The organism is Gottfriedia sp. NPDC057991 (assembly GCF_042886615.1).
In the GTDB taxonomy this organism is placed as follows: Bacteria; Bacillota; Bacilli; order Bacillales; family Bacillaceae_G; genus Gottfriedia.
In genome coordinates, this window is record NZ_JBHVQN010000003.1 from 41,282 (window position 1) to 54,780 (window position 13,499).

General features: G+C 34.9%; 12 protein-coding genes. 1 reads left to right on the plus strand and 11 read right to left on the minus strand.

Annotated elements, in window-relative coordinates:
• Positions 1-200: 200 nt before the first annotated feature.
• From ACFVR2_RS11755 to sufC, 9 genes are all read right to left on the minus strand, one after another.
• Positions 201-1,211 carry a LacI family DNA-binding transcriptional regulator gene (locus tag ACFVR2_RS11755; RefSeq protein WP_387361868.1) on the minus strand — a complete coding sequence of 337 codons (1,011 nt, stop codon included), beginning with the start codon at positions 1,209-1,211 and terminating at the stop codon, positions 201-203.
• A 32-nt stretch (positions 1,212-1,243) separates the two neighbouring features.
• Positions 1,244-2,206, minus strand: a complete 963-nt coding sequence (locus tag ACFVR2_RS11760) for a 3-hydroxyacyl-CoA dehydrogenase family protein (protein WP_387361870.1) — start codon at positions 2,204-2,206, stop codon at positions 1,244-1,246.
• Between the two features lie 23 nt (positions 2,207-2,229).
• Positions 2,230-2,991 (minus strand): SDR family NAD(P)-dependent oxidoreductase, encoded by a 762-nt coding sequence (locus ACFVR2_RS11765; protein ID WP_387361872.1) that lies wholly within the window; start codon positions 2,989-2,991, stop codon positions 2,230-2,232.
• 54 nt (positions 2,992-3,045) lie between these two features.
• On the minus strand, positions 3,046-4,488 hold the full coding sequence (locus ACFVR2_RS11770) for a GntP family permease (RefSeq protein WP_387361874.1): 1,443 nt from the start codon (positions 4,486-4,488) through the stop codon (positions 3,046-3,048).
• 388 nt (positions 4,489-4,876) lie between these two features.
• The gene (gene sufB, locus ACFVR2_RS11775; RefSeq protein ID WP_387327929.1) at positions 4,877-6,274 is read right to left on the minus strand and encodes a Fe-S cluster assembly protein SufB; all 1,398 of its coding nucleotides are present in this window, start codon (positions 6,272-6,274) and stop codon (positions 4,877-4,879) included.
• A gap of 46 nt (positions 6,275-6,320) precedes the next feature.
• A complete protein-coding gene (sufU, locus tag ACFVR2_RS11780) occupies positions 6,321-6,767 on the minus strand; it encodes a Fe-S cluster assembly sulfur transfer protein SufU (RefSeq protein WP_387361876.1) in 447 nt (148 codons plus the stop codon).
• Positions 6,757-7,977, minus strand: coding sequence for a cysteine desulfurase (locus ACFVR2_RS11785; RefSeq protein WP_098861061.1), 1,221 nt, complete (start codon positions 7,975-7,977; stop codon positions 6,757-6,759). Before ACFVR2_RS11785 ends, sufU begins: the two co-directional genes overlap by 11 nt.
• Entirely contained in the window at positions 7,977-9,284 is a 1,308-nt protein-coding gene (gene sufD, locus ACFVR2_RS11790) for a Fe-S cluster assembly protein SufD (protein WP_387361879.1), read from the minus strand. Before sufD ends, ACFVR2_RS11785 begins: the two co-directional genes overlap by 1 nt.
• Positions 9,285-9,303: 19 nt before the next feature.
• The gene (sufC, locus tag ACFVR2_RS11795) at positions 9,304-10,089 is read right to left on the minus strand and encodes a Fe-S cluster assembly ATPase SufC (protein ID WP_387361881.1); all 786 of its coding nucleotides are present in this window, start codon (positions 10,087-10,089) and stop codon (positions 9,304-9,306) included.
• A 244-nt stretch (positions 10,090-10,333) separates the two neighbouring features.
• On the opposite strand from sufC, the gene ACFVR2_RS11800 reads away from it, so the two are divergent.
• Positions 10,334-10,579, plus strand: coding sequence for a DUF2164 family protein (locus tag ACFVR2_RS11800; RefSeq protein ID WP_098861063.1), 246 nt, complete (start codon positions 10,334-10,336; stop codon positions 10,577-10,579).
• A gap of 914 nt (positions 10,580-11,493) precedes the next feature.
• Here the strand turns inward: ACFVR2_RS11800 and ACFVR2_RS11805 are convergent.
• Both ACFVR2_RS11805 and ACFVR2_RS11810 read right to left on the minus strand, forming a co-directional pair.
• Positions 11,494-12,210, minus strand: coding sequence for a DUF3298 and DUF4163 domain-containing protein (locus tag ACFVR2_RS11805; RefSeq protein WP_387361883.1), 717 nt, complete (start codon positions 12,208-12,210; stop codon positions 11,494-11,496).
• Positions 12,211-12,318: 108 nt separating this feature from the next.
• Entirely contained in the window at positions 12,319-13,422 is a 1,104-nt protein-coding gene (locus tag ACFVR2_RS11810; protein WP_387361885.1) for a serine hydrolase domain-containing protein, read from the minus strand.
• Positions 13,423-13,499: the final 77 nt, after the last annotated feature.

Genomic DNA, 13,499 nt, shown 5'->3' on the forward strand with positions numbered 1-13,499 from the left:
TATATTAATACCTAACTTCAAAAGTTTTGCATAGGTATTCATCACTCTTTAATGTTAAAATTCTTAAACTCTATTGTCAAGCGCTTTCAAAATAAAAATTCAAAAAAATTAAAATACTTAGAGAAGAGTGTTACGTTAGAACAAAAACAAAAAAAAAAAAAACGGGTGCCATTAGGATCGCCCCGTCTTTTCTCGTTTTATTACTTTTTTGTCCGATCACAAACCGTACTTCTTTCAACTAATTTACCTTGAATGGATTTATTCTGTGGCTTATTATTTGATTCCTTCTGATTGATATCATTTAACAAAAGATTAATCGTTTCTTCAATCATTTCATTTACAGGTTGCTTCCATGTAGTTAGTGAATAAGCTGTCCATTCTGCTAGACTAATATCATCAAACCCAACAATTGAAACATCTTCTGGAATGCGCACGCCTAGTTTCTTGGCAGCATCAATTACCCCAAGTGCCATTATATCATTTGCACAAAAAATCGCGTCTGGGGGATGATTACTACCTAGAAGTCGTAAAGCAGCTGCGTTTGCTCCCTCATAAGTGTAATCTCCATCATCCGTAATGAGGTTATAGCCACTTTCCACCAAAGCATTACGAAAGCCTTTTTCTCGGTCCTTACTCGTGGACGTATTTTGTGTCCCCGAAATAAATGCAAACTTACGGTGTCCCTTTTCAATCAAGTATCTACCAATCTGGTAACCACCATCAACATTATCACAAGAAACCGCATGAAATAGAGAATCTTGGGTGTAACGGTTAAACATTACGATTGGGATCTGATTTTCCTTTAGGTAAGATGCAACAGCTGAAGGTAAACTCGCATCCGTGACAATAGCACCATCCACATTGTATTCTAAAAACTGATTGACCTCATCACTGCTTAACTTTTCATTTTCAGCATTTACAAATAAAACATGATAACCTTTTTTGCTTAATTCTTTTGAAAACTTACTAAGAACATCAGGATAAAACGGGTTTCTTATATCACCCATTACGATCCCAATAATATTGCTTTTTCTTGTGATTAAACTCCTTGCCAAAGCATTAGGTCGATAGCCCAATTCACTTGCAGCTTGGAGCACCTTTTTTCTTGTTTCTTCAGACACGCTTGCTCCCGGTGTAAATACTCGAGACACTGTTGACTGCGACATACCTAGAGACTTTGCCACATCTGAAGCGGTAATATTTTTTTGCACGAAAATTTTCCTCCATGCAGATTTTTTTTTGATTATATCACAGGATCTTTCTTATGGTCTAGATTGTCCTGTTTTAACCATCTAATCAATTCTTTTTCACGTGCTTCATTCATATCTTTAGAGAATTCAGTCGACCATTGATAAAACCCACTGCCATTTTTTTGTCCGTATTTTCCTTCATCAACCAAACTTCTCATAAGCGGAAGGGAAGCTGGTTCAATTGACAAATCTTTAAATAGATAGCTTGAAATATCGTCAAATACGTCCAATCCTCCCATATCAGCACTCATAAATGGACCTGTTATAGAAAGGCGGCGCCCGATACTATAACGTACCGCTGTATCAATATCTTCAATAGACGCTACACCTTGTTCGAGTATGTATTGTGCCTCACGAAATAAAGCATATTGAAGACGATTCCCAATCGAACCAAGAATCTCCTTTTGAACGACTATTGGTTTTTTATTCATAGACTCCAACAAAGTTAAAGCCCTATTTACTGTTTCATCAGAAGTATATTTTCCTTTAACGATTTCCACAAGTGGAATGAGATGGCCAGGATTCCAAAAATGAGTCACAACCGTACGCTCTGGGTATTTTGTATTTAAAGCAATTTCTGAAGGACTTAATCCAGAAGTATTACTTGCAAGGATTGTATTAGGACCACAAAGTTGATCAAGTTTGTGAAACCATTCTTGTTTCAATGACAAGTTTTCTGGGATTGCTTCAATAATGAAAGTTGCTTCCAATAGACAATCTTCAAGAGCGTCAGTAAATGTGATACGTTGATAAATCTGGTCAGATTCCTCTCGGCTAATGACCTCATACCGTTCAAGTACTTGAAGCTTTTCGGATAACCCTTTCTTCCCCCGTGCAATATCCTCGGAATTATTTCCCCATACCTTTACATGGTGTCCGGCAAGCCCGGCTGACAGTGCAACGGAATGTCCCATCGTTCCCGATCCAATTATCGATATTTTCTCATTGATCTGCATAAAGCCCCTCACTCTCCTCTTACTTAAATTGCAGTCCATCCACCGTCCACTTTTATGGTTTCCCCTGTGATAAAATTTGCGAGGTCCGACGCAAGAAATAATACAGCTCCGGTTACATCAGCTGGACGAGCGAGTTGACCAAGTGGAATTCTACTCAAGACATCTTCATAAAAATGGTGGTCGTCAAACATCTTTTTTGTCATATCTGTCTCAACAAAAGTAGGGGCAACCGCGTTCACATTAATCTGATGTTCTGCCCATTCAATTGCAAGTGCTTTTGTTAACTGAACCGCTCCTCCTTTACTTGAACAATAAGCAGCTCGTTTAAAATAACCTACAAACGCCATTTGGGATACAATATTGATTACTTTACCTTTTCTTTGTGGAATCATATGTTTTCCTGCTCGTTGTGAACAAAAAAATAATCCTTTTAGATTCGTATCAATAATTTGATCCCAATCTTCTTCTGTCACCTCAAGAGCTGATTTTGGAAAATTGACTCCTGCGTTATTGATCAGTATGTCGAGCCCACCCATTCTTTTAACAGCCTCGTCAACCATTGCATACACACTATTCACATCTTGCATATCCGCAACAATATAAGAGCATTCCTTTTGAATTTCCTTTAGTCTCGCAACTGACTCTTCCAGAAACGTTTCCTGCCTACCTGTAATAGTTACACGTGCTCCATGAATGGCAAAGGCTTTTGCAATATCATATCCAAGTCCTTTACTACCACCGGTGATTAATATATTTTTTCCATTAAGATCTTCAAAATATGCCATAACTTCCCCTCTTTTCCCACAAAAGTAGGACACTAATAGCCCTGCATGAATCGATTAAATAAGTCCAGTAAGTTGGTAAACTCCAATAACAAAGAAAACTGCTAGTGTTTTAAAGATTGTTACAGCAAAAATATCACGATAAGATTGTTTATGAGTTAAACCACAAACAGCAAGCAAGGTAATAACCGCACCATTATGAGGTAAGGAATCCATCCCACCAGATGCCATTGCAACAACCCTGTGCATAACTTCAAGGGGTATACCATGTTCCACTGCTGCTTGAACATACTTTTCTCCCATTGCACTTAACGCGATTCCCATCCCACCTGAAGAGGACCCGGTAATTCCAGCCAGAATATTCGTCGTTACAGCCCCGTTCATAAGTGGGTTTGAAAATGTATGTGAAATACCATCTCGGACAACACCAAATCCAGGTAATGAAGAAATAACACCACCAAAGCCGTATTCAGAACCAGTATTCATCGCAGCTAACAATGCGCCTCCAATACTTGCATTAATTCCAGTTTTAAAATCAATAGTCACTGCCTTAAAGTTAAAAGCCAGTGTTGCTAAGATTCCAATAACTAACGCAAGTTCAACAGACCAAATTCCCACAACATTAGCGATCTCAACTTTTCCAAAAGCGTCCAAACCGATTTTTGAAAAATCAAATCCGTCCGGATACCATTTTGGAATATTTACGGTAAAAAATTTGTTCATCACTCCTACTAGTGTAAGTGGAACAAATGCCATGACTTGGCGTAGTTTGCTAGTTGGTTCATCAATCGTTATTTGCTTGGTAGATAATTGAGTTGCTTCTGCAGTAGCTGCCATTTCTTCTTTTGTATTGCCAAAGCCGAAATATCCCTCTCCAGCTTTTTTTGCTTTAATACGGCGTGATTCTAAGTAAATCATACCAAAACCAAGTACAAATAAGGCACCCACAATCCCTAAAATAGGAGCTGCATAAATATCTGTTTTGAAAAAAGTTGTTGGAATAACATTTTGAATTTGTGGTGACCCAGGAAGTGCGTCCATTGTAAAAGATAATGCGCCTAATGCAATAGTACCCGGAATTAATCTTTTTGGAATATTTGACTCTTGAAACAACTTTGCAGCAAAAGGATATGCAGCAAAAGCAACAACGAATAGACTCACGCCACTATATGTTAAAATGGCGCATAAGAGTACAATTGCCAACATTGAGCGTTTTGCACCAACTAAATTTACGATCGTCTTTGCAATTGAATCAGCAATACCAGACATCTCAACTAATTTTCCAAAAATAGCACCTAGCAAAAAGACTGGAAAATAGTTTTTTATAAAACCAACCATTTTTTCCATAAATATGTTAGAAAAGAAAGGCAATACATGCCCTGGATCTGTTAAAAAGACAGCAAAAAGTGCACATATCGGAGCAAACAAGATAACTGAAAATCCTCGATAAGCAATAAACATTAGCATACCTAGGGCTAATAAAATAATGATTAGTTCCATAAATAGCCTCCACCCGTGTTAATAGTCTTATAGGATTGGAATAAAAGTAAATTTGTTTTCCTTTCCAATTTGAATACGTATGCAAACAATACCAAAAAAATATTCTTAAATTCTTTTTAATAATTGAATTTAATGATAACCTATATTTACTTATTGTTTGCAAACGTATTCATAACTATATATTCTGATAATTCCGCCACATTGTCAAGATGCCATTTAGTAAAAAATAAAAAGAATTTAGATTAAGCCTTACTCTCTTAATCCTTACGAATACATTTCTATTTGAAATATTCATGGAAAAATAACTATCGTAAATACTTAAATTGATTTTAGTCGACAAAGTAAAAAGAAGGCGAACTTCAAAAGTTCGCCTTCACTAAAAACTCAATTAACCAATTGAACCTTCCATCTCGAATTTAATCAGACGGTTCATTTCAACTGCGTATTCCATTGGTAATTCTTTTGTAAATGGCTCAATGAAGCCCATTACGATCATTTCTGTAGCTTCTTGCTCAGAAATACCACGGCTCATTAAGTAGAATAATTGCTCTTCAGACACTTTTGAAACTTTTGCTTCGTGCTCAAGAGAAACGTTGTCGTTTAAGATTTCGTTGTATGGAATTGTATCAGAAGTTGATGCATTATCCATAATTAACGTATCACACTCGATATTTGAACGTGATCCAGCTGCTTTACGTCCGAAGTGTACAATACCACGGTACGTTACTTTACCACCATGTTTCGAAATTGATTTCGAAACGATTGTAGAAGAAGTATTTGGAGCTAAGTGAATCATTTTAGCACCAGCATCTTGGTGTTGTCCTTTACCAGCAATTGCAATAGAAAGTGTAAGGCCACGAGCGCCTTCACCTTTAAGGATTACTGCTGGGTATTTCATTGTTAATTTTGAACCAATGTTTCCATCGATCCATTCCATTGTTGCATTCGCTTCACAAACAGCACGTTTCGTAACTAGGTTGAATACGTTATTCGCCCAGTTTTGAATAGTTGTATAGCGGCAGTATGCATCTTTCTTAATGATGATTTCTACTACTGCAGAGTGAAGAGAGTTTGTTGTATAAACAGGAGCTGTACATCCTTCAACATAATGTACGTGTGCACCTTCATCAGCAATAATTAATGTACGCTCAAATTGACCCATATTTTCTGAGTTAATACGGAAATATGCTTGTAATGGCGTGTCAACTTTAACACCTTTTGGTACGTAAATGAATGATCCACCAGACCAAACTGCAGAGTTTAATGCAGAGAATTTGTTATCTGTTGGTGGAATTACTTTACCAAAGTGTTCTTTGAAGATGTCTTCGTGTTCACGTAATGCAGTATCTGTATCAGTAAATAAAATTCCAAGATCAGTTAAATCTTGTTTCATACTGTGGTAAACTACCTCAGATTCATACTGTGCAGATACACCCGCTAAATACTTTTGTTCAGCTTCAGGAATACCTAATTTATCAAAAGTATTTTTGATTTCTTCAGGTACTTCATCCCAAGACTTTTCTGTTTTCTCTGACGGCTTTACATAATAAGTAATTTCATCAAAGCGTAAATCAGACATGTCTCCACCCCATTGAGGCATTGGCATATCATAAAAATGTTGTAAAGATTTTAAACGGAAATCTAACATCCATTGTGGTTCATTTTTCATGCGTGAAATTTCTTCAACGATTTCTTTTGTTAATCCACGTTCAGAACGGAAAATCGATACGTCACGATCATGAAAACCATATTTATAATCACTAATATCTGGCAAATTAGTAGACATTTATCTTGCTCCCTTCTAATAGAAGAGGAGGATTAAAGCTCAGAAGTTATTCTGATTTTAACCCCTTCTCCATCGCTTTCCATGCAAGTGTTGCACATTTAATTCGTGCCGGAAACTTTGAAACACCTTGTAGTGCTTCAATATCATCTAAATCAATTGATTCATCATAATCTTTTCCAAGCATCATATCTGAAAATATTTGAGCAAGCTGTAGGGCTTCCTCTATTTTTTTACCTTTAATTGCGTGAGTCATCATTGAAGCTGATGCCATTGAAATTGAACAGCCTTCACCGTCAAAACGAGCGTCCGATACAATTCCATCATCAACCTTTAAACGAAGTTCAATGCGGTCACCACAAGTAGGGTTATTCATGTTTACAGTTAAATCGTTTTCTGATATTGCCCCTACCCCTTTATTACGAGGGTTTTTATAATGGTCCATTATCACGCGACGATATAAAGCATCTAAATCAATGTTTCGATTAATAGACATCGCTGAAATACTCCTTCGTTTTAACTAATCCTCTTACAAAAGCATCTACATCTTCTTTTGTATTATAAAGATAAAAACTTGCACGAGCAGTAGCAGATACCTTTAACCATCTCATTAATGGCTGAGCACAGTGATGGCCAGCTCGAACAGCAATTCCTTCTACATCTAACACAGTTGCAACATCATGTGGATGCACATCTTCCACATTAAACGTTACTAGCCCTGCACGATGCTTCGGACCATAGATTGTTACTCCTTTTACAGTAGATAACTGTTCAAGTGCATAATTCGCAATCTCATGTTCATGCTTTTCGATATTATCCATACCGATTTCAGTTAAGAAATCAATAGCAGCGCCTAAACCAACTGCACCAGCAATGATAGGAGTTCCACCTTCAAATTTCCATGGTAGTTCTTTCCAAGTAGAATCTTGTAAGTCAACGAAATCAATCATTTCCCCACCAAATTCAATAGGTTCCATGTTTTCAAGAAGATGCTTTTTACCATAAAGTACACCAATACCCGTAGGAGCACACATTTTATGACCTGAAAATGCGTAAAAATCGCAATCTAAGTCTTGAACGTCGACCTTCATATGTGGAGTACTTTGTGCACCATCAACAAGCATGATTGCTCCATTTTGATGAGCAATTGCTGCAATCTCTTTAACAGGGTTAATTGAACCAAGTACATTTGAAACGTACATAATCGCAACTATTTTTGTATTTGAATTAATTGTAGCTTTTGCTTGCTCAACGCTGATTGAACCATCTTCTTCTAATGGTATATATTTTAATGTTGCGCCAGTAGCTTTAGCAACCTGTTGCCAAGGAATAATGTTACTGTGATGTTCCATATAAGAAATCACAATTTCATCTCCAGCTTTTAAGTTCGTTCTTCCGTAGCTAGCAGCAACTGTATTAATTGCAGTAGTTGTACCTCTAGTAAAAATAATTTCTTCAATTGATGATGCATTAATAAATTTACGAACTTTATCACGAGCTCCCTCGTATGCATCAGTAGCTTTTGTTCCTAGAGTGTGTACACCTCTATGAACGTTAGAATTATATTCTTTATAATAGTTAGCAACAGCTTCTATTACTTGAACAGGTTTTTGTGAAGTTGCAGCACTATCCAGATATACTAAAGGATGCCCATTTACTTCTTGATTTAATATCGGAAAGGCTTCACGGATTGCTTTAACATCCATTACTTAACCTTCCTCTCAATTACATCAACAAGCATTTTTTTAACTTCTTCAATTGGTAATTCCGAAACTACAGGTGCTAAGAATCCGTGAATAACTAAGCGCTCTGCTTCTTTCTTCGGAATACCGCGACTCATTAAGTAGTAAAGTTGAGTTGGATCTACTTTACCAACTGAAGCAGCGTGACCTGCCATAACATCGTTTTCATCGATTAATAGAATTGGGTTGGCATCTCCACGAGCTTTTTCACTAAGCATTAATACACGTGAAGTTTGTTGTGCATTAGACTTAGAAGCGCCGTGTTCAATTTTCCCAATACCATTAAAGATTGAAGTAGCAGAATCTTTAGATACACCATGTTTCAAGATCCAACCTTCAGATCCTTTACCATAGTGAATAATGCTTGTTGTAAAGTTTTGAGTTTGCTCACCACGGCCTACAGTAACCATTTTCAAGTCGCCGAAAGAACCGTCTCCAACTAGGTTTGTAACATTTTCGAATACTGAGTTTCCATCGTTCATAAGGCCAAGTGCCCACTCGATTTTGCTATCGCGACCAGCATGACCACGACGAACAACATAAGCAGTAACACCTTTTGCTAAAGTATCAACAGCACCATAACGAACTTTTGCATTATCTAATGTAATTACTTCTGTAATAACGTTAACAACAGCCGCATCTAAATCAGCAGATGTAGAAACATAGTTTTCAACATAAGTAACTTCACTGTTTGCATCTGCAACAACAAGTACGTGGTTATATGCAGGTACGTTTTCGCCATCTACAACAAAAATTGATTGGATTGGTTTTTCTAATACTACATTTTTAGGAATGTATAAGAAAGCTCCACCATTTACTAATGCTGCATGCAAAGCGATTAATTTATTTTCATCGACTTTTACAGCCTCTGTCATAAAATATTTTTTCACAAGATCTTCGTGATCTTTAATCGCCGTGTGTAAATCTACGAATACTACACCTTTTTCTTTTGCTTCAGAAGAAAGAGAGTGATATACAGCAGATCCATTATATTGTACATAAACTGATTGATCAGTGTCTTCATTCATTAAAGATGTTACTGACTCTGGTAATTGATCTTTTGTAGGAACATTTCCAGCTGTAACATTAAATTCTTTTCCAAAGAAATCCCATTTAGAGATATTTGTTTTATCTGGCTTTGGAAGAGAAAGTGATTCAGCTTTTGCTAGTGCATTTAAACGGAACTCTGTGAAATATGCAGGTTCATTTAGCAGTGCAGAAAGCTGCTTAACTGTTTCTTGACTAAATGGAATTGTAGTACCAGTTGTCATGAGAATCCCTCCTATCCGATTAAGCTTCTTGCCCAACAGTCTCGTCTTCGATACCTAACTCTTGTTTAATCCAGTCATATCCTTCAGCTTCTAAACGTGCAGCTAATTCAGGACCACCTGATTTTACAATACGACCTTGCATCATTACGTGAACGAAGTCAGGAGTAATGTAGTTTAATAAGCGTTGGTAGTGAGTGATGATTAAGCAACCAAACTCTTCTCCACGCATTTCGTTAACACCTTTAGAAACTACTTTTAATGCATCGATATCTAAACCTGAGTCAATTTCGTCAAGAATAGCAATTTTAGGTTGGATCATCATCATTTGAAGAATCTCATTACGTTTTTTCTCTCCACCTGAGAAGCCTTCATTTAAGTAACGTTGAGCCATTTCTGGATCCATTTCTAAGAATTCCATGCTTTTATCTAATGTACGGATAAATTTCATTAATGAAATTTCATCGCCTTCTTCACGACGTGCATTCACTGCAGAACGTAAGAAATCTGCGTTTGTTACACCGCTAATTTCACTTGGGTATTGCATAGCAAGGAAAAGACCAGCTTGAGCGCGCTCATCAACTTCCATTTCTAAAACATCGTTGCCATCAAGCTCGATGCTACCACCAATTACCTCATATTTAGGATGACCCATAATAGCAGAAGATAAAGTTGATTTACCTGTACCATTCGGTCCCATGATTGCGTGAATTTCTCCACCTTTTACTTCAAGGTTTACACCTTTTAAAATTTGCTTTCCTTCAATTGCTACTTGAAGGTCTTTTATTTTTAATGTAGAAGCTCCCATTTTACACCCTCCATAATATTACATAAAAATTCTATAAAATAGAAAATGGCTATTTTAAGTTCATTCTCATTTTATTCTCATTCTAATCTTAAAGCAATTAAAAAGTATTTTCAAGCCGTGCACTATTTTACTAAAAAAGTTTTATTACGTATAACTTTTTTTTCACAAAAAAAGAATAAATAGAGATACTATATATATAGGAAATAAAAAATCTAATATCACAACTAAAAAAGAGGGGAATTTAATGTCTAAAACAACTAAGCTTTCGCCAGATCAACAAAAATTTGCGATTAATCAACTACAAACATATTTCTTACAAGAAAGAGATGAAGAATTAAGTGAATTAAGTTCAATGTTGCTATTAGACTTTATTTCACAAAAACTTGGACCTATGTTTTACAATAAGGGAGTTGAAGACTCACAAAGATTTATGTCTGAACGAGTTGAAGATCTTTACGCTTTATTATTAAAAGAACAGATTGAAGATTAGGTTGTTTTAGTAAACTTCTTTGCTTTTAGTTTTTAACGACCTTTAGCGCACACTTTATTACTCGTACATACTCATTTTAGATTATTCAATATTTATATAGTTGTTCAACTTATTCTTATTTTGTTAAAACAAATAAATATTTTCATGCAGACTTTACCATTATTTACGAAAATGTTTAATTTCATTAAATAAATTATCAAATAAAAAAGAAAAGAACTTTTTATAATAATGAAGATTCTAATGCTGTCGAAAAGTCGACAGCATTTTATTTTGTCTATTTCCGTAAACATTGTTCTACTAAAATAAGTACATCGTCGATTTCCACTTCAGGATGCTCCCTTTCCGTGGGGAGAGAGGTGAGCCTCCTCGGCGCGCCTGCTAAGGTCTCACCCTTCCCTCTTTTCCCACAGGAGTCTCGCACCTTCCGTTCCAATCATTACCGAAAGATTACTGTTAAATCTTATTAAACCAACAATATTTTTAAAAATTGACTACTTTAATATCACATTTCAAACGATTAAATCTCTTGATATTTTTAAATCATTAAATAGCTGAGGAAATCTGTTGTTAACGAATTCGATAGAACACCAAAATGAAGTTGAAATTGTATGCTTTAGGAATTAATTCCTGAAAAAAATTTTCTCAAACAGCCTTAGTTCAATAAATATAAAAAGATCACAATGCATCTAGCACGTACAGTATAGTTGTATTATTTATATAGAAAAACAATAGGATTTTCCAATATGAATAGTTCAATTGGACATAAAAAAGAGTGTAGAGAAATTTTTAGAGGTTTCTCTACACTCCTAGTACCTTTTATATATTGTAGGTTCTTTCTGCTTTTGTAAAAGGAATTTATTCATCTTTCAAATATTTGCTCAAGTATAAATTTAAACAGAAGAAAAACGAATTTTTTATTGATAAACCTGCACTGGTATAAAGGCTTCAGGCATACCAGCAGCATATGCAGCTACTTCATATTCTTTAAAGATTAATTTAATGCCCGCATGGTCAAATGCCCATAATCTATTTTTGTCACTTAAATCAATCTCGTTAGGAGATTTTATTAATACATACCCCTTATATTTCTTTTGTAATTGCTGATAAGCATATTCTTGGACGGATTTTGTATTTTCGTTTATTAACTTAGATAGCGGAACTACTTCACCTGTTTTCACGTCAAAATTAAATGTAGTTCCCATTGTCATTCCATGTGCTCCACCTGTATATGAATACTCATTATAAATAACACTTAATTTATCAAGATTATTGTATAGTATTTTATAAGTAAAAACATATTCATAAGGTCTCCACGGCCCTTGGCTAGCATCCCATTTTGACTTTGCTTCTTTCTCTTCTTCTAATAGCTTCAAACGATTACTATTCGCTAAATCAGCACCTTGTTTTAACATACTATTGATCTTTTCTTGTGCGGTTGAATTCGATGCTCCACTTATTTGTGGATACTTAATCGGTGCATCATTTAGTTTTTGTTCAGTAATTTTAATATGTCGCGGTAATGAGTTTTCATTGATTCGAGCTTTAGTTTCCGCATTAACAAATTTAATAGAGCCCAAATTAATACTGCTAGTCATTATGATTAATAAGAAATAATATAGAAACTTTTTCACTAGACTCCTCCTATTTTCTTTATCAAAAAATAGTATGAGTATCTTTTAAATTATTTATGAAATATTTTATGAGGGTCTAGATTCTTACAATCAATTAACAGATTGTTCTCAAGTCATTTTGTTAACTAGTTTAAATAAGTTCATTGCTATTTCAAAAGTGTTTGGTTTCACCTTTTGACTATTAGAAAACACAATAACATATGTTTTTGAAACAGGATCGAAGACATTCATACAATTAATACCTGGAACTACCCCATGATTGTATAAATACTTTCCTTTATTATAAATTCCGAATGCATAATGATTTTGATACGGCTTAATAAATTGAGTAAAACTTTTACTTAAAATAAGTTTATTTGAAATAAGTGCCTCGTCCATTTTTTGTAATCCTGAAACCGTTGAATAAATATCTCCGCAGCCTAATAAATAATTAAAATTTGGGATTCTTAATTGCTTCGGATCATTTTTTGATTGAATTAATAAATAACCTAGGGCATGATTGCTTTTTTTATAAAAATCATTACCTTGTCCAATTTCAGTCATATTCGCTTTATCGAAAATATGTGTTTTTACATATTCTCCATAAGGAATTCCAGTTACTTTTTCAATAACGTAACCAAGTAAAATATAATTTGTGTCATTGTAATCCCATTTGTTTAACGGTTTATAATGTACATTTGATTTAACTACTTTCTTTATCAGATTTGATGATGAAATTGGATTAAATAACTCTTTTTGTCTTTTAATCCCTGAAGTATGTGAAATTAAATGAAATAATGTTAATTTTGATCCATTTGGAAAGTCGGGTATATATTTTGAAATCGGATCGTTAAAAGATATTTTGCCTTCTTCTTTTAATTGCATTAACAACGTTGAAACAAAAAATTTAGAAATTGAGCCAACTGGGTAATAGGTACTTGGTGTGTTCGGTAACTGATTTGGGATATCTCGATAACCGTATCCTTTATTAAGGATATTTTCTTCATTCTTCCTTACAAGAACAACTCCGTTAAAATGAATTTGCTGTAAATAGCGATCAATCTCTCCAGTATTCTTATTTTGATCATTAGTAAAATCAACTTTATTTATCGTAGAGTGATTCGAAACTGTCACTTTCGAAGAGTTTTTATTCCAGATAAAACTACAAAAAGGAGACATAATTAAAACAGTTAAGAAACTAGGAATCAAGAACAAATAAATTTTTTTTATCATATACCGATCTCCCATTGTGCAGGGCTAAGAGGATTTTCCCATATTCCCTTTTCCCCATTATTTTTACCTTACCCTTA

Coding starts and splice junctions, on each gene's coding strand:
- ACFVR2_RS11760 (WP_387361870.1), bottom strand. CDS start 2,206: ATGCAGATCAATGAGAAAATATCGATAATTGGATCGGGAACGATGGGA.
- sufU (WP_387361876.1), bottom strand. CDS start 6,767: ATGTCTATTAATCGAAACATTGATTTAGATGCTTTATATCGTCGCGTG.
- ACFVR2_RS11770 (WP_387361874.1), bottom strand. CDS start 4,488: ATGGAACTAATCATTATTTTATTAGCCCTAGGTATGCTAATGTTTATT.
- ACFVR2_RS11810 (WP_387361885.1), bottom strand. CDS start 13,422: ATGATAAAAAAAATTTATTTGTTCTTGATTCCTAGTTTCTTAACTGTT.
- sufC (WP_387361881.1), bottom strand. CDS start 10,089: ATGGGAGCTTCTACATTAAAAATAAAAGACCTTCAAGTAGCAATTGAA.
- sufD (WP_387361879.1), bottom strand. CDS start 9,284: ATGACAACTGGTACTACAATTCCATTTAGTCAAGAAACAGTTAAGCAG.
- sufB (WP_387327929.1), bottom strand. CDS start 6,274: ATGTCTACTAATTTGCCAGATATTAGTGATTATAAATATGGTTTTCAT.
- ACFVR2_RS11800 (WP_098861063.1), top strand. CDS start 10,334: ATGTCTAAAACAACTAAGCTTTCGCCAGATCAACAAAAATTTGCGATT.
- ACFVR2_RS11765 (WP_387361872.1), bottom strand. CDS start 2,991: ATGGCATATTTTGAAGATCTTAATGGAAAAAATATATTAATCACCGGT.
- ACFVR2_RS11785 (WP_098861061.1), bottom strand. CDS start 7,977: ATGGATGTTAAAGCAATCCGTGAAGCCTTTCCGATATTAAATCAAGAA.